This is a genomic window from Sphingomonas sp. BL2 (assembly GCF_056680015.1).
Genome location: NZ_CM155261.1, coordinates 2,868,023 through 2,882,549, shown reverse-complemented (window position 1 = coordinate 2,882,549; position 14,527 = coordinate 2,868,023). Strand labels below are relative to the sequence as shown.

The 14,527-nt window shown below is 64.8% G+C and carries 16 protein-coding genes and 1 other RNA gene; 6 read left to right on the top strand and 11 right to left on the bottom strand.

The annotated features are described in order from the left end of the window. Positions 1-29: 29 nt before the first annotated feature. The 3 genes from AC1ME3_RS13475 to AC1ME3_RS13465 form a co-directional block, all read right to left on the bottom strand. A complete protein-coding gene (locus tag AC1ME3_RS13475) occupies positions 30-2,012 on the bottom strand; it encodes a hypothetical protein (protein ID WP_480953546.1) in 1,983 nt (660 codons plus the stop codon). Between the two features lie 49 nt (positions 2,013-2,061). Beyond that, an RNA gene (gene rnpB, locus AC1ME3_RS13470) (RNase P RNA component class A) lies at positions 2,062-2,446 on the bottom strand. A gap of 187 nt (positions 2,447-2,633) precedes the next feature. After that, positions 2,634-3,266 carry an N-acetylmuramoyl-L-alanine amidase gene (locus tag AC1ME3_RS13465; protein WP_480955836.1) on the bottom strand — a complete coding sequence of 211 codons (633 nt, stop codon included), beginning with the start codon at positions 3,264-3,266 and terminating at the stop codon, positions 2,634-2,636. Between the two features lie 281 nt (positions 3,267-3,547). On the opposite strand from AC1ME3_RS13465, the gene dcd reads away from it, so the two are divergent. Beyond that, complete coding sequence (dcd, locus tag AC1ME3_RS13460) at positions 3,548-4,102, top strand: dCTP deaminase (RefSeq protein WP_055878967.1); 555 nt, start codon at positions 3,548-3,550, stop codon at positions 4,100-4,102. 564 nt (positions 4,103-4,666) lie between these two features. Here dcd and AC1ME3_RS13455 read toward each other — a convergent pair. The 5 genes from AC1ME3_RS13455 to AC1ME3_RS13435 form a co-directional block, all read right to left on the bottom strand. Then, positions 4,667-5,029 (bottom strand): tetratricopeptide repeat protein, encoded by a 363-nt coding sequence (locus tag AC1ME3_RS13455; RefSeq protein WP_480953545.1) that lies wholly within the window; start codon positions 5,027-5,029, stop codon positions 4,667-4,669. A 241-nt stretch (positions 5,030-5,270) separates the two neighbouring features. Further along, on the bottom strand, positions 5,271-5,699 hold the full coding sequence (locus AC1ME3_RS13450) for an ExbD/TolR family protein (protein ID WP_480953544.1): 429 nt from the start codon (positions 5,697-5,699) through the stop codon (positions 5,271-5,273). Positions 5,700-5,758: 59 nt separating this feature from the next. Next, positions 5,759-6,235, bottom strand: a complete 477-nt coding sequence (locus tag AC1ME3_RS13445; RefSeq protein WP_056058193.1) for an ExbD/TolR family protein — start codon at positions 6,233-6,235, stop codon at positions 5,759-5,761. A 91-nt stretch (positions 6,236-6,326) separates the two neighbouring features. Further along, complete coding sequence (locus AC1ME3_RS13440) at positions 6,327-7,121, bottom strand: MotA/TolQ/ExbB proton channel family protein (RefSeq protein ID WP_480953543.1); 795 nt, start codon at positions 7,119-7,121, stop codon at positions 6,327-6,329. A 53-nt stretch (positions 7,122-7,174) separates the two neighbouring features. Then, positions 7,175-7,855 (bottom strand): energy transducer TonB, encoded by a 681-nt coding sequence (locus tag AC1ME3_RS13435; RefSeq protein WP_480953542.1) that lies wholly within the window; start codon positions 7,853-7,855, stop codon positions 7,175-7,177. Between the two features lie 224 nt (positions 7,856-8,079). Between AC1ME3_RS13435 and AC1ME3_RS13430 the strand changes: the two genes are divergently transcribed. After that, positions 8,080-8,976, top strand: a complete 897-nt coding sequence (locus tag AC1ME3_RS13430; protein ID WP_480953541.1) for a hypothetical protein — start codon at positions 8,080-8,082, stop codon at positions 8,974-8,976. A 21-nt stretch (positions 8,977-8,997) separates the two neighbouring features. Here the strand turns inward: AC1ME3_RS13430 and AC1ME3_RS13425 are convergent, their stop codons facing one another. Both AC1ME3_RS13425 and AC1ME3_RS13420 read right to left on the bottom strand, forming a co-directional pair. Further along, positions 8,998-9,273, bottom strand: coding sequence for a Rossmann fold domain-containing protein (locus AC1ME3_RS13425; protein ID WP_480953540.1), 276 nt, complete (start codon positions 9,271-9,273; stop codon positions 8,998-9,000). Positions 9,274-9,277: 4 nt separating this feature from the next. Next, the gene (locus AC1ME3_RS13420; RefSeq protein ID WP_332745228.1) at positions 9,278-9,649 is read right to left on the bottom strand and encodes a dihydroneopterin aldolase; all 372 of its coding nucleotides are present in this window, start codon (positions 9,647-9,649) and stop codon (positions 9,278-9,280) included. 251 nt (positions 9,650-9,900) lie between these two features. Here AC1ME3_RS13420 and AC1ME3_RS13415 point away from each other — a divergent pair, with 251 nt between their 5' ends. Genes AC1ME3_RS13415 through AC1ME3_RS13400 form a run of 4 tightly spaced genes read left to right on the top strand, consistent with a single transcriptional unit; the run spans position 9,901 to position 12,800 of the window. Beyond that, entirely contained in the window at positions 9,901-10,416 is a 516-nt protein-coding gene (locus AC1ME3_RS13415; protein ID WP_480953539.1) for a GNAT family N-acetyltransferase, read from the top strand. A gap of 43 nt (positions 10,417-10,459) precedes the next feature. After that, a complete protein-coding gene (locus AC1ME3_RS13410; protein WP_480953538.1) occupies positions 10,460-11,038 on the top strand; it encodes a DUF1285 domain-containing protein in 579 nt (192 codons plus the stop codon). Next, entirely contained in the window at positions 11,035-11,631 is a 597-nt protein-coding gene (locus tag AC1ME3_RS13405; protein WP_480953537.1) for a CoA pyrophosphatase, read from the top strand. The genes AC1ME3_RS13410 and AC1ME3_RS13405 overlap by 4 nt, the downstream gene beginning before the upstream one ends. Continuing rightward, complete coding sequence (locus tag AC1ME3_RS13400; RefSeq protein WP_480953536.1) at positions 11,622-12,800, top strand: CCA tRNA nucleotidyltransferase; 1,179 nt, start codon at positions 11,622-11,624, stop codon at positions 12,798-12,800. Before AC1ME3_RS13405 ends, AC1ME3_RS13400 begins: the two co-directional genes overlap by 10 nt. On the opposite strand, the gene AC1ME3_RS13395 is transcribed toward AC1ME3_RS13400, so the two are convergent. Beyond that, entirely contained in the window at positions 12,797-14,419 is a 1,623-nt protein-coding gene (locus AC1ME3_RS13395) for a putative bifunctional diguanylate cyclase/phosphodiesterase (RefSeq protein WP_480955835.1), read from the bottom strand. The genes AC1ME3_RS13400 and AC1ME3_RS13395 overlap by 4 nt on opposite strands. Positions 14,420-14,527 lie beyond the last annotated feature (108 nt).

Here is a 14,527-nt window from a genome sequence, read left to right as displayed (position 1 = left end):
ACACCGGGGAAGGATCGTCGGGCGGCGGCTCACCCCGGCATCTTGAATCGCACTTGCTGCGACAGGCCGCCGCAACCCACGCCGCCATCGGGTCGGAAAGTCTTGCTCCAGCGCGCGCCCGCGACCGTTTGTACACCAGCCTTGGTGAACACGAACGGGGGATAACTCAGAACAGCGCGCTGGTTCAGCACCCGGCCATCGGCGTCGACATCGAACTGCGTCCTGGTCCAGCCTTCGAAACCCCACGCCATCGCTTCGTTCGGAAACACGCCCCCCGCCGACAGGAACCGCGGCGGTGCATCCAGGATAGCGCATTGATTGGCCGCGAGACCCGATCGGTCGAATGTCGCGCGCGCGGCCGCCGTATCCCCCGCCTGTTGCTGGAGTGACGCGAGCCGGATCAGCGCCCCCACCCGCAACGGATCGTTTGCGACGAGACGCTTGTCGTCCGCGACCTCCTGCAACAGCGGCAGCCGGCGCGTACGCGAGCGCGTCGCCTCCGCGATCATCAGCAGGATCGCAGCATGCGCCCTGGCATCGTCCGCATAGACCGGCATCGAGAGAAGCGGCGTCATCGCCCGCGCATAGCCACCCGACCGCCAGGTATCCGCGCTGGCCGTCGCGCGCGCGCTGATATCGAGCGGCAGCCTTGCGGAGGGCGGTGCGCCCTGCGCCTCGGCAATCGCCAGCGCGCGACGCGCGAACATGTTGGTCTCCTCGCGCCCGACCACCACATTATTCACCAGTTGATACAGCGGCGGCAGCGTGGCCAATCCATTCGGTCCGGACTTCGCCTCGGCCGCAGCGAGCGCCGCACGCTGCTGGACGACCGCAACTGCATCTGCCCCGCGCTCCTTGATCGGCAACGCCAAGCCCTTTGTTTCGAGCCACGTCGCCATGTCCGCGTCGAGGAATTTCATGATCGACGGGCGCTCGAACTCGGTCGAACAGCGCATCTCGATGCGCACGTTGTAGCGAAAGAATGCCGGTAGCGCCTTCGCTTGTTCGGGCGTCCACGACCAGTCGCGGACCGCACGTGCAAACTCCAGCGCGACCGCACCACCGCCCGCCGCGTAGATCGGCGCCACGTTCCGGACGACACCGTCGTCGCCGATCGAAAACTCCACGACGGCCATATCCGCCGGGCGTAGGTCGGCCTCGCCGCCACAGGGGGGCACATCCATCTGCACGGCTGGATCGAACTCGCCCTTACTCAGTCGCCCTGCGCCGGTCATCGCCATATACTCGCGCGCCTTGTCCGGCTTGCCCGCCAGCAGCGAGGCGATCGCCGCGTCCGACCGCGCAGAGACGTCGTTCGTATCGGTCTGCGACGTCAGGCCCCCGAGTTGCTTGACGGCATCGACCGCGTAGACCCGCGCCGGCTCATATGCGCCGCGATTGAGCAACAGGATCGCGTGGCGACGCGCGACCATCGCCTTAAGGTTGGCATCTGCCTTCGCCGACTTGACGAGGGCATCGACGCGCGCGAGCGCCGCATCTGCCGCCGCGGGATCGGTGAACGTCCTGGTTTCCGCCACCGCCAGTATCGAGGTCGCTTTGGTCGACGGGGTATCGGCAGCGCCCTCCGCGCTGGCATAGGCTTCGCTGGCGCCGGCGTAATCGAGCGCGTTCTGCGCGATGCGTCCCAGGTTGTAATATGCGCGCCACCGGTCCTCGGCCAATGTCGGGTCCGTCGCCGGCAACAGTGCGAGTCCGCCACGCGCGGCAACCACCGCATCGTCGGAACGATCGAGCTTGAACAGCGCAGCACTTTTGCGGACTAGCGCAACGCCGCGGCTGCGCGATCCGGGCTTGGTACGGGCTTCGAGCTTTTCCCACGCCGCCAGCGCCGCGACGGTGTCGCCCTTCGTATCGATTGCCGCGGCCGCGTCGAAATCTTGCTGGATCGTTGTTGCGGGAGCCTGCGCGGCTAGCGGGGCCGCTACCTGAACCGTCGCAGCGACGATCGCCGCCATGCTTGCGCCGAAAACCCCAACCCTGTCGAACCGCATCGCATCCCCCACGCGCCATTTGCGCGCAGTCTGCAATGGTTCGGGATAGGATGCCAGAGGGTCTGTAAGCCGGGTTCTGTCCATTTCCGATCCTTCGATACGGAAGTTAGGCGACCATTCCTCTAGGACGACGGTTGCCCGTCGCCTCAAGCAATCAACCCGGGTGACGAGCTGAAACGAAGCCCATGTGCCACCCCTATTCGATCTTGCTCCCGGTGGGGTTTGCCGTGCCGCCCCTGTTACCAGGCGCGCGGTGCGCTCTTACCGCACCCTTTCACTCTGACCGCCCCGACCGAAGCCGAGGGTTGGCCGTCTGCTCTCTGTGGCACTTTCCCTGAGGTCACCCTCGCCGGGCGTTACCCGGCACCGTCGTTTCGCGGAGCCCGGACTTTCCTCGCGTGTCTTGAAACACCCGCGGCCGCCCGACCCTCTGGCGAGGCGAGCCCTAGCGCGGGTATGGGCGATGCACCACCGTTTTTAGCGAGGGCGCCAATCCTCCCTGCCAGGGGGAGGTGGCTGGCGCTTGCCAGACGGAGGGGGAGGCAAGGGGCAACCTCTGTTCCGTGTCCTCCCCCTCCGTCACCTTCGGTGCCACCTCCCCCTGGCGGGGGAGGATGAGGATTAGTCGTCGCCCATCGGCTTGGGCAGCAACAACGCCAGCAGGATGCATCTGCATTCGGCATCGACTTCGCCGTCGACCAGTTCCGGTCGGAAGCGCCGCTGGAACGCCATCGTCGCCGCCATCCGGTTCTCGACGTCATAGCCGAAGCGCTCGAGCGCGAGGCAGAAGCCGCCTTCGGTCCAGCCCGGGTCCATCAAATTCTTGGTTGGTCGCGGCAATGCCAGCCGGCGCCGCGCCAGTTCGTGCCACGGGAATAGCTCGCCCGGATCGCGCTTGCGCACAGGGGCGATGTCCGAATGGCCGACGATGTTGCCGCGGGTGATCTCGTGGCGATCCTTGATCTCGGCGACCAGTTGCACGACGGAGGCGATCTGCTCGGGCGGGAACGGGCGATACCCGAACTCATGGCCTGGATTGACGATCTCGATGCCAACGCTCGCCGAGTTGACGTCGTCGACGTCGCGCCAGTGCGATTTGCCCGCGTGCCAGGCGCGCTTTTCCTCCGCGACCATTCGCAGGACGGTGCCGTCCTCCTCGACTAGGTAATGCGACGACACCTTCGCCTCGGGATCCCGCAACCGGGCGATCGCCGACGCGCCGTCCTTCATGCCGGTATAATGCAACACGATCATCGTGATGGGTAGCGAACGATCGTCGAAGTTGGGTGACGGGGTCTCGATGAACTTCAAGCCAGCTTCCCTTTTAGCCAACGGGCCAGCACCGATGGCGCAGTCTCGATCGCGGCGATCGTGACGCTGCATTGTGACGTCACCGCTCGACTGCATCAATAGCCTACGCGCGTAAGCAGACGCTTCGTGCGGGAGTTGGGCAACGAGCAGATACGCGATTCGGTTCGTCCCTCTTGCCGTCTGCTCGCATCCGGGCGAAAGCCGCTCGCGAAAAGGGAGTTGCCATGTCCGTGATGTCCGACCGCTGGATCCGCGAGCGCGCGCTGGGCGATGCGATGATCGAACCGTTCCACGAAGCGCAGCGCCGCGACGGGTGCATCTCGTACGGGCTGTCGTCCTACGGCTACGACGCGCGCGTTGCCGACGAGTTCAAGATCTTCACCAACGTCGACAGCGCAATCGTCGACCCGAAGGATTTTGCGGCAAACAGCTTCGTCGATCGCAAGACTGACGTCTGCATCATCCCGCCGAACAGTTTCGCGCTGGCCCGCACCGTCGAATATTTCCGCGTCCCGCGGGACGTGCTGGTGATCTGCCTCGGCAAGTCGACCTATGCGCGCTGCGGGATCATCGTCAACGTGACGCCGCTGGAACCGGAATGGGAGGGGCATGTAACGCTGGAATTCTCCAACACCACGCCGCTGCCGGCCAAGATCTATGCGAACGAGGGCGCGTGCCAGTTCCTGTTCCTCAAGGGGAACGAGCCTTGCGAGGTGAGTTATGCGGATCGTGCGGGGAAATATATGGGGCAGCGGGGGGTGACGCTGCCGCGGCTTTAGGGCTTGGGCTCGGGGATCGGGCGAGACCACCGCAGACGGTTGCTCAGCGTTAAACCTGATTTAATTGCTCCATGTCGCCGAACTGCGCGATTCCGCCGCGATGCTCCCTGCAACTTGGCAGGCACTTGTAGGCAGTGGGTAAACGGCGTGCCCTTCCAGCCAACCTCCCCGGCGGAGGCCGGGGTCCAAATGGTGAGGTCTCGGTGATGACGCTCACCGCTCAGTTGGCAGCGGCTCCCAACCGTGCCCCGGCCTTCGCCCAGCTAGTGAGATGCTTGTCGTCGTTGACGGGGTTTCCGGCAGCTAACAACCGTGAGGCCGCAAGCGGACAGAGCACGACACGTCGTCGGGCTGCCGCCTAATCGCAGTTCCTTCCCACCGCCGTCGTGGCGATCCGATCAAACGGTAAGGGACCTTACAGCTGATAGCTGTTCGCCGCTGTGCACATGCGATCAACCGCCTCCTCAGCTTGTTTCCCCGCGGAGGCGGGGAAACAAGCTGGGCTCCCGCCTTCGCGGGAGAACCAAATAGTACGCGACCTTCTCGGACGGCGCGCGTCAGTCGTCAGCGAGTCGCGATCTGCTGCGATTGTCGCGCCAGCGCACGGCTGGCCAGATCGTGAGACGACACCACCGCACCCGATGGCAGGTCCATTGCGACCGCTGGGCGATCCAGCACCGCCGCATACAACGCGCGTGCCTCCGACTCGCGGCCGGTACGGTGATAGACCGTTGCTAGGTTGAGCATCAGTTCAGGCCGCTGCGGAAAAATCTTTCGCTCGGCAACGATGCGCTGTTCCGCCGTCGTCAGGTCGCCGGCCGCGATCGCGATGTAGCCGGTGCGATCGGTTGTCGCGGACTGGCCCGCCAACGCCGGCGTCGCGGCACCCAAGGTTGCTAGAACGAACAGGACGGTCTTGCGCATCATCCATCTCCACTGACCTTCGCGTATCGGAAGGTTTCATTTTTGTGACAACGGTGTGTCACTTCGATGACTGTCATACAAGTACATTGATCAAGTTCGCCCAAGCGTGCTGATACTCGTCCGTCGCCAACCCTCCGCACGCGTTGCCGGTTCGCTCCAGCCGCCCGCAGGTCCCGAGCGCATAACGAAAAAGGGCGGCCCCGGAGGACCGCCCTTTGGACGTTCGAAACTGTAACCAGACGATCTAGAAGTCGTTGCGATACTGTTCGTTGCCGATGAAGCCGAGCTTGGTGATCGCGGACCGCTTGATAACGGCCAGCGTGCGATCGACCACTTCATACTTCGACTGCGGATCGGGCTGGAAGTGGAGCTCAGGCTCGGGCGACATGCCAGCGGACTGATCCAGATACTGGCGCAGCGTGACCTCGTCGACCGGCGAACCGTTCCACGCGACCGTCCCTGCGGCATCGATCGAAATCTTGTTCTTTTGGGGATCGACCGGATTCTGCGGCTGGTTCTTGCTGTTGACCGGAAGGTCGACCTTCACCGCGTGCGTCTGGATCGGGATCGTGATGATGAACATGATGAGGAGAACGAGCAGGACGTCGATCAACGGCGTCATGTTCATTTCCATCATCGGCGCGCCGTCTTCTTTGCCGCCGCTCATTGCCATTTTATGCTACTCCTAAATACGTCCGAGCGACCGTCAGCGTTCGGCATCAGCGTTCGCCATCAACGTTCAGTGGTGCCGCCGGGAGGCGGTTCGGAGATGAAGCCGACGCGGGCGAACCCGGCCTGCTGCATCGTGTAGATCGTCGCGCCGATACAGCGATACGGTGCATTCACGTCGCCGCGGATATGCGCCTCGGGCAGCTCCAGGCCAGCAGCGTTGACACCGCCCTGACGTGCGATCTCAGCTTTCAGCTTATCGACGGCGCGTTGCAGCAGCTCTTCATGCGTTACCGGCGAAAGACCCCAGTATACCTGGCACTGGCCGCCGGCCGACGTCACCGACAGCGAGACGTTCTCAGGCTTGGTCATCGTCGGATCGAAGCGAACGTCCGGCAGCTTCAGTTGCACCGCCTGGACCGCGACGGTCGTCGTTACCAGGAAGATGATCAGGAGCACGAGCATGACGTCGACCAGCGGCGTCGTATTGATGTCCGATATCGAACTCTCGGTGGAATCGCCACCAACACTCATCGCCATGTGCGAACTATCCTATCCATGTAATCGCCACCGGAACCGCCGGCGGCAATGAAGCGGGGCCGCCGCGAACAGCAGCCCCGCCTTTCGCGTCTTAGTTGGCGCGCGGTACGCCACCGGTCTGGCCGGCAGTCGTGGTCGTCGTGGCAGGCTTGGCCGGAACCGGCTTGGCAGTACCAGCGACCGACGGACGGACGGCGCCGTTCGAAGCCAGGAAGCCGAGCACGTCGTTCGAGAAGGCCGACAGGTCCTCTGCGATCGACTTGTTGCGGCGCTGCAGCCAGTTGTACGAAAGAACGGCGGGAACCGCGACGACCAGACCGAGCGCGGTCATGATCAGGGCTTCACCGACCGGCCCTGCGACCTTGTCGATCGATGCCTGACCCGATGCACCGATCTTCACGAGCGCGCGGTAGATGCCGATAACCGTACCGAACAGACCGATGAACGGCGAGACCGAACCGACCGTCGCGAGGAAGGCGAGACCGCCACCCAGCTTCGAGTTGATCGCGGCTTCCGAACGCGCCAGCGAACCGTGCAGCCAGTCATGCGCCTCGACCGGATCGGTCAGTCGCGAATGCTGCTCCTGAGCGGCCAGACCGTCGTCGACGATCTGCTTGTAGGCCGAGTTCTTCTCGAGCTTGGCCGAACCTTCGCGAAGGCTGTTCGACGACCAGAAAGCCTGACGGACGCGCTTGCCCTGGCCGATGATCTTCTGCTGCTCGAACAGCTTCGAGAACAGGATGTAGAACGAGACGACCGACATCAACACAAGGATGCCGAACACGGTCTGCGAGATCAGACCGCCTTCGCGAAGTGCGGCTTGCAGGCCGTACGGGTTGGCGTCGGCTGCGGCGGGCGCTGCCGCTGCAAGAATGGTGGTGATCATGTTCGCTTAGTCCTCTGACTGAATTTTATCTGGTGCGGTTGACGTAAGGTAGATCACTCTTGGGGCAGGACCCACCTGATGTTCAGCTGGTACGACGACGCTACGGCGTTGCCATTCTCGTCCTTGGCCGGCGTGAAACGCACCCTCGCCTTGGAGATCCGGCAGGTCGCATCATCCAGCGTCGTATTGCCGCTTGAGGACGTCACCGAACAGTCGGTCACGCGACCATCCGTACCGATGGTCAACTTCGCGGAAACGCGACCCTGAGCACCCTCGCGCTGTGCCGACGGCGGATAATTGTCCGCGCCGAAATACTGCCCTGGGTTACCCTTGAGACCAGCAGCCTGCGAGACACGTGGCGCTGCTGGCGGAGCCGGCGGTGCTGGTGGCGCGGGCGGCGACGGCGGTGCCGTCGGCTGGAACCGGGGAATGATGCTCGACGTCGTCAGCGCAGGCGCTGGTTGCGGCGTAACCACGACCGGCGGCGGCGTCACGACCGTGGTCGGTGGCGGCGGCAGGTTTGGCTGGTCAGGCGGCGGCGGCGGGGGCTCGTCGGGCGGAGGCGGCGGCGGTGGCGGCTCCACGTCGAACGTATTAAGCTTTTCTTGGGCCTTTTTCACGTACTGGTACGCGAGGCCGGTGACGAAAGCATAGCCCAAGGCCGCATGAATCAGCGCGACGATAACAATCGCGACGATTTTGCCTGAGGACATCTTCTGGTCAACATAGGCCATTCAGCAACGACACTCCCTTAATCTGCCTGCTCCGTACACATATGTCCGTACTGGGTACGCGACACATGCGTCTGCCGTTGGCCGGAATAACCACGGGGCAGTGCCCAAGTCCTATCGCCACGTTCTGCGACACGCAAACGCTTTGTCAGACGCAACAAACGTACAACCCTACGATGGCAGAATTATTTCTGTATCGTTCAGCTCGGGTGGCGTAGCTAGAACGCATGAATCGTCTCCTTCACGTTACGGCTTCGGCCCTCTCCATCATCGTCGCTACGACACCTATCAGCGCTGTGCATGCCACGGCCGCACCCCAGGTTTCCGCCGATAATGCGAGGCTTTCTCCCGGTGCAGCGCCGCGTAATGTGATTGGCGGCATTGGATATTCCGACATCGCCGACCTGGTTCTTGCCGCCCCCGTGATCGCCGACGCGACCGTCCGGTCGACGACCAAGATCAAGCCGGCCGAGGCACCGAATCTCGCTTCAGGTCATGTCAGACTATATGTCGAGGTCGATGTCACCGCGCTGATCCGCGGCGCCGATGGGTTGCCGCCGCGAATCGGGTACCTGCTCGACGTGATGCCCGATGCCGCTGGCCGCGTGCCCAAATTCAAGAAGGCGCGCGTACTGGTCTTCGCCCGACCGGTGCCCGGCGCGGTAAATCAGGTCCAGCTGGTCGCGCCCGACGCGCAGCTGGATTGGACGCCGACCGCAGATGCACGCGCACGGAAGATCGCCCGCGATGCACTGGCGAGCGATGCGCCGCCGGTTATCACCGGCATCGGCAACGCGTTTCACGTGCCGGGCGCGCTACCCGGTGAAGGCGAGACCCAGATCTTCCTGACGACCGCGGACCAACGCCCGGTGTCGCTGTCGGTGCTACGTCGACCTGGGGAACAGCCACGCTGGGCGGTTGCGCTGAGCGAGATCGTGGACGAATCGGCCGCGCCCCCTGCCCCGGAGACGCTGCTATGGTATCGGCTGAGCTGCGCCTTGCCGCAGACCTTGCCAGAGCGGAGCACGGGCTCGCTGGAGGCCGCCGACGCGACGATCGCGCGCGAAGATTATGCGTTCGTCCTGGCCGCGCTGGGCCCATGCGGACGGACTCGGACGAGCTGAGCCGCCCGCCAGGCACGCAGGCTAGCCGACGACCAGCAACTGTCCGGTGGTGGAGCGCGCCTGCTCGAGAAACGCGACCGCGGCGTCGACATCGGCGTGTTGCGCGTGCTCAGTGGGCGCGACTGCATTCACCCGCACCGCCGGCGCCAGTTCGATCGCAAGCGGGCCGATCGCCGCCCTCGCCTGTGCCATCGCCAGCGGATCTAGAGTCGCCGGGATCACCACGATCCGCGATTCGCCGAGCGCGCCGCGCACGAGCGCCGCAATATCCCCGCCCGGCTCCAGTTTCAGAAGCACGCGCTCAGCGGCGATGGCGGACGAGCGTGACGCCGATCGCCTCGTCGGCCTCGGCGATCGCGAGCTTCACGATCTTGACCTTCACCCGCAGCACGCGCGCATCCTGCAGGAATAACGTCTCGCAGATATGATCCGCGACGCCTTCGATCAGCGTGAAATGCACGCCGGGCGGCAGCGCGGTGGTCGCGGCGTTCTTGAGGTCGAGATAATTCTTCGAGGCCGACAACGGCGTGTCCGGCGCGAATCGTTTCGGGCAGACCATATCGACGGTCAGCGAAATCCGCAGCGGTTGCGGCAGGTGCGTCTCCTCCGAATAGATGCCGGTGAGAACCTGCACTTCGAGATCGTGGACTTCGAGTTGAAGACTGTCTTCCATCTGCGCGCCTCTAGCAGACGCACGGCGAGATGAAAGTCGGGTCTTCGGACGGACGACAGCGAAACACCGCTCCTCTCGATCCTCCCCCGCCAAGGGCAGGATCGTTAAGATGTCGTCCTCCATCACCCGGAGTATTCGTTGCCCAGGCAATCGCATCAGGATTACTCCGGTTATCCTTGCGTTCAGCGTCGCCACGGCTAAAGCGCGCTGCCCTTCGCGTCTATCCGGCGCTCTTGGGGCAGGAGATGCCGTTGATCACTCTCGTCCCCCTCGCCAACATCAATCCGACTGCAGTCGAGATGCTGCTCGATGCCGCTTTTGGTCCCGATCGGTTCACGCGCACGGCCTACACGATCCGTGGCGGCGCCAAGCCGGTCGCGGAGCTTAGTTTCGCGGCAATCGAGGACGGTGTGCTGGTCGGCTCGATCCAGTGCTGGCCGATCGCGCTGATAGACGAGGACAGCATGCTGCCCCTCATCATGCTCGGCCCGGTCGCCGTCACACCCGATCATCAGGGCGACGGCATCGGTCGCCGCCTGATGACCCACGCGCTTGATGCCGCGGTAGCGGAAGGCCTCGAGGATGCGCTCATGCTGATCGGCGACCCGGAATATTACGGCCGCTTCTTCGGCTTCTCCGCTGAGCGCACGGCACGCTGGGCGGCTCCCGGCCCGGTCGAGCGCCACCGCCTGCTCGCCCGCGGTGCTTCCGTCCCGGACACCGCTGGCATGCTCGGGCCGCGCGTCCCAGTCACCGCATCCGCGTAAGCGACCGCTTTACCTCCGCCCCCTGCCCGCCTAGTCCGCCGCCATGCCCATGGATCCCGTTCCCGATATCGCCTCGCTAAGCCTCGCCGAGATCGCCAAGCTCGTCGAGGAGGCCAAGCTGCCCCCCGTCGAGAAATGGAATCCGACGCATTGCGGCGACAGCGAGATGCGGATCGCGCGCGACGGGACCTGGTATCACCAAGGCTCGCCGATCGGGCGCCCGGCGATGGTCCGGCTGTTCTCGACGATCCTGCGGCGCGAGCCCGACGGCAGTCATGTCCTGGTCACCCCGGTCGAAAAGCTCGATATCGAGGTCGAGGATGCACCGTTCATCGCGGTGGAGATGAAGGCCGAGGGCAGCGGTCGCGATTCGAAGCTCGCCTTCCGACTCAATACCGGCGACCTCGTTACTGCAGGCCCCGAGCATCCGCTGCGCTTCGTCGAGGACACGACCGACGGAGATGGCGGCCCACGCCCCTACCTCGCCGTCCGTGGCGGGATGGAGGCGCTCGTCGTCCGCTCGGTCTATTACGAACTCGCTGAGCGCGCGATCGCCGACGATGCGACGCCGGCCGGCCTGTGGAGCGACGGTGCGTTCTTCCCGCTGGAGCCCGCTGCATGAGCCTGACGGAACGGATGACTACGGCGCTGGCAAAGGGCGCCGGGTCGCACATGATCCTGCTCACCGGCGACCAGCATGACGGCGATCTCACGGCTGCCGACACGCTGCTCCCCGCCGCGGTGCTGATCGCGGTGACCGACCGCGCCGATCCCGGCGTGATCCTGACTCAGCGTACCGACACGATGAGCCGCCACCCCGGCCAGATCGCGTTCCCCGGCGGTCGGATCGATCCCGGCGAAGACGTCGTCACCGCCGCGCTGCGCGAGGCTGAGGAGGAGATCGCCCTCCCTCGCGACAAGGTCCGGGTGATCGGCGAGGCCGACAGCTACCGCACCGTCACCGGTTTTCAGGTAACGCCCGTGATCGGGATCATCCCGCCCGACCTGGTCTTCACCCCGAGCGAGGCGGAAGTCGCCAGCGTGTTCGAAGTCCCGCTCGCGTTCCTGCTCGACGAGGCGAACCATGTCGAGGCGACGCTCGAATGGCAGGGTCACGACCGGCATTATTACGAGATCATGTGGAACGAGCGCCGCATCTGGGGTGCGACCGCAGCGATGATCGTCAACCTTGCCCGCCGCCTGAGGTGGTCTTGATACTCCCGGCGGCGCTATGGCGCGACCGTGACGGTCTCGGAGCACTGACCAAGGTTCTCGGCGCGGCGGAGGGCGAGTCGCGCTTCGTCGGGGGCGCAGTACGCGACACGCTGCTCGGGATCGACGTCGCCGATGTCGATATCGCCACCCGCCTGCCGCCGCAGGAGGTGATCGAGCGACTGCAGGATGCGCAGATCAAGGCGGTCCCGACCGGCCTCGCGCACGGTACGATCACCGCCGTCACCCCGGCGGGTCCGGTCGAAGTCACGACATTGCGCCGTGACGTCTCGACCGACGGCCGCCACGCGATCATCGCCTATACCGACGACTGGCGCGAAGACGCGGCGCGCCGCGATTTCACGATGAACGCGCTCTACGCCGATCCCGCGACCGGAGAGATCTTCGATTATTTCGGCGGCCTCGACGATCTGGCGGCGCGGCGCGTGCGCTTCATCGGCGACCCGTTACAGCGGATCGCCGAGGATCATTTGCGTATCCTCCGCTTCTTCCGCTTCCACGCGCGGTTCGGCACCGCGATCGACGAGGCGGGCCTCGACGCCTGTATTGCGCGCGCCAACGACCTGATGGCGCTGTCCCGTGAACGCGTGGCGAGCGAAGTCCTGAAACTGCTGGTCGCCGCCAACGCCGTGCCGGTCGTCGCCCTGATGGTCGAACGCGGCATCTTCCGGGCGGTATTGCCCGAGATAGACACCGAAGGGGCAGCACGTCTGGCGCTGCTCGCCGACCGCGAAACGGCGGCAGGCATCGTGCCGGATCCGATCCGCCGGCTTGCCGTGGCGATCATGCCTGCCGCCGCCGAGGCGGTCGGGGCGCGGCTGAAGCTGTCGAACGTCGATCGCAAGCGCCTGATGGCCGCCACTGCAGGACCCGGTGAGGAAGGTCCGCTAGCCTTGGCCTATCGTGTCGGCGTCGCCGGTGCGATCGACCGTCTTCTCGTTGCCGGCGACGACATAGCCGCGATCAGGGACTGGACGCCGCCTGCGTTTCCGTTCTCCGGCGGTGCACTGGTCGAACGCGGCCTCCGCAAGGGTCCCGATGTCGCGGCCATGCTTCGCCGGGTCGAGACTCAGTGGATCGCGGAAGGGTTTCCCGACGCGGGACGCCTAGCGGTCATCGCCGACGAGATGGTAGCGGACGTCTCCGCCTAGTTCGGGGCAGCGACGGACTGGATCATCGCATACGCCGCATCCGCCTCCAGCGGCCGCGCATAGAAATACCCCTGCCCGTAGGTGCAGCCCAATGCGGCCAGCGTCTGCGCGAGCTCGTTCGTTTCGATACCCTCGGCCGTCGTCCGCATCCCCAGCGCCTGCGCGAGGCTGAGGATCGCGCGGACGATCGACACGTTGTCGCGGTCGGCCAGCATCCCGGTCACGAAACTGCGGTCGATCTTGAGGATGTCGATCGGCAGTTTCTGGAGCGAGGCGAGGTTTGAATAGCCTGTCCCGAAGTCGTCCATCGCCAGGTTCGTACCAAGTGCCTTCAGCGCGTGCATCGTGACGGCGATCCGGTCCGGATCGGAGACGATCGCGCTTTCGGTAAGCTCCAGCGTGAACCGATCCCCGGTCAGCCCGGTCGAATCGAGAGCGGCCTGCAGCACCGGCGCGATCGCATCGCGCTGCAACTGGATCGCGGACAGGTTCACGGCCAGCCTGACACCGCACGGCCCGCCATTGGCCGCATCCCAGCGCGCCAGCGTCTGCGCTGCCTCCTCGATCGCCCATCGTCCCAGCGGTACGATCAGTCCGGATTCCTCGGCGACCGCGATGAACTCGGTCGGCGAATGCTCATTCCCATCCTGGTCGGTCCACCGCGCCAAGGCTTCGAACGACACGGTCCGCCCCGTCGCCAGATCGCAGATCGGCTGATACGCCAGGCGCAGATCGCGCTGTTCGATCGCGCGTCGAAGCGCGGTCTCCATGCCGAACTGCGCGCGCGCGATCGCAAAGTCCTGGACCTGGTAGAATTCCGCGCGACCGCTGACCTTGGCGCGTTTCACGGCGAACTGCGCGTGGCGGACGAGCTCGACGCTGTCGCCGGATTCGTCGGCACCATAGGCGATGCCGACCGAGCATTCGACGCTGATCTCGTAGTCGGTCAACCGGAACGGCGTCAGCAGCGTTCGGTGGATTCGCTCTGCAAGCGCCTGCGCCTCCTCGCGATCATTGTCGATCGACATCAGGATACCGAATTGATCGCCGCCGATCCGCGCCAGCGTGTCCCGCGCGCGCAACGCGCCCTTGATCCGACGCGCCACGGTAATCAGCAGTTCGTCGCCCGCCAGCGAGCCGAGGCACGAGTTGAGCCGGCCGAACCGATCGATGTCGATCGCCAGCACCGCGCTCGCTGTATGGTCTTCGAGGTCCTCGATCAGGTCCGCAAATCCTTCGCGGTTCAACAGTCCCGTAAGGCTGTCGGTCGTCATTTCGCGACGCAGACTCCGCTCGGTCTGCACCTGCGACGTCAGATCGATGAAACTGATGGTACAGCGATCGCGGAACACCGGGTCGGATCGCGCGATCGTCACGCGGTAATGCCGGCAGTCGATCTCGTCGCCCATGACCCAATCGAAATCGGACCTGATCTGCTGCGAGCCGAGAAAAGTACGGATCTGGTCGCCAAGTTCGGCGACCATTCGCGATCGCTCCGCGACAACGCCGAACCCGGCCAGACGATAGGCGCGGTTCATCGCGAACAGCTCGAGTTGACCGGCGTTCAGGACGACATGAACCGCAGGGATCGGCACGAGTTCGAGCCCGCGCGAGACCATATCGCTCGTCACGATTGGCTTTACAGTCTCTTCGAGGGCGGTCGATGGCATCCCCCCCGGTACCGCGCGTTCGTTAAAAGGCTCTGAAGGACCCTTAATGGGGCCTTT

What these genes read in the sequence shown, in the direction of transcription:
- AC1ME3_RS13395 (WP_480955835.1), bottom strand. Translation starts at nt 14,419, where the DNA reads ATGGTCTCGCGCGGGCTCGAACTCGTGCCGATCCCTGCGGTTCATGTC.
- dcd (WP_055878967.1), top strand. Translation starts at nt 3,548, where the DNA reads ATGTCCGTGATGTCCGACCGCTGGATCCGCGAGCGCGCGCTGGGCGAT.
- AC1ME3_RS13405 (WP_480953537.1), top strand. Translation starts at nt 11,035, where the DNA reads ATGAGCCTGACGGAACGGATGACTACGGCGCTGGCAAAGGGCGCCGGG.
- AC1ME3_RS13450 (WP_480953544.1), bottom strand. Translation starts at nt 5,699, where the DNA reads ATGGCAATGAGCGGCGGCAAAGAAGACGGCGCGCCGATGATGGAAATG.
- AC1ME3_RS13410 (WP_480953538.1), top strand. Translation starts at nt 10,460, where the DNA reads ATGCCCATGGATCCCGTTCCCGATATCGCCTCGCTAAGCCTCGCCGAG.
- AC1ME3_RS13430 (WP_480953541.1), top strand. Translation starts at nt 8,080, where the DNA reads ATGAATCGTCTCCTTCACGTTACGGCTTCGGCCCTCTCCATCATCGTC.
- AC1ME3_RS13435 (WP_480953542.1), bottom strand. Translation starts at nt 7,855, where the DNA reads ATGGCCTATGTTGACCAGAAGATGTCCTCAGGCAAAATCGTCGCGATT.
- AC1ME3_RS13465 (WP_480955836.1), bottom strand. Translation starts at nt 3,266, where the DNA reads ATGATCGTGTTGCATTATACCGGCATGAAGGACGGCGCGTCGGCGATC.
- AC1ME3_RS13440 (WP_480953543.1), bottom strand. Translation starts at nt 7,121, where the DNA reads ATGATCACCACCATTCTTGCAGCGGCAGCGCCCGCCGCAGCCGACGCC.
- AC1ME3_RS13445 (WP_056058193.1), bottom strand. Translation starts at nt 6,235, where the DNA reads ATGGCGATGAGTGTTGGTGGCGATTCCACCGAGAGTTCGATATCGGAC.
- AC1ME3_RS13420 (WP_332745228.1), bottom strand. Translation starts at nt 9,649, where the DNA reads ATGGAAGACAGTCTTCAACTCGAAGTCCACGATCTCGAAGTGCAGGTT.
- AC1ME3_RS13455 (WP_480953545.1), bottom strand. Translation starts at nt 5,029, where the DNA reads ATGATGCGCAAGACCGTCCTGTTCGTTCTAGCAACCTTGGGTGCCGCG.
- AC1ME3_RS13475 (WP_480953546.1), bottom strand. Translation starts at nt 2,012, where the DNA reads ATGCGGTTCGACAGGGTTGGGGTTTTCGGCGCAAGCATGGCGGCGATC.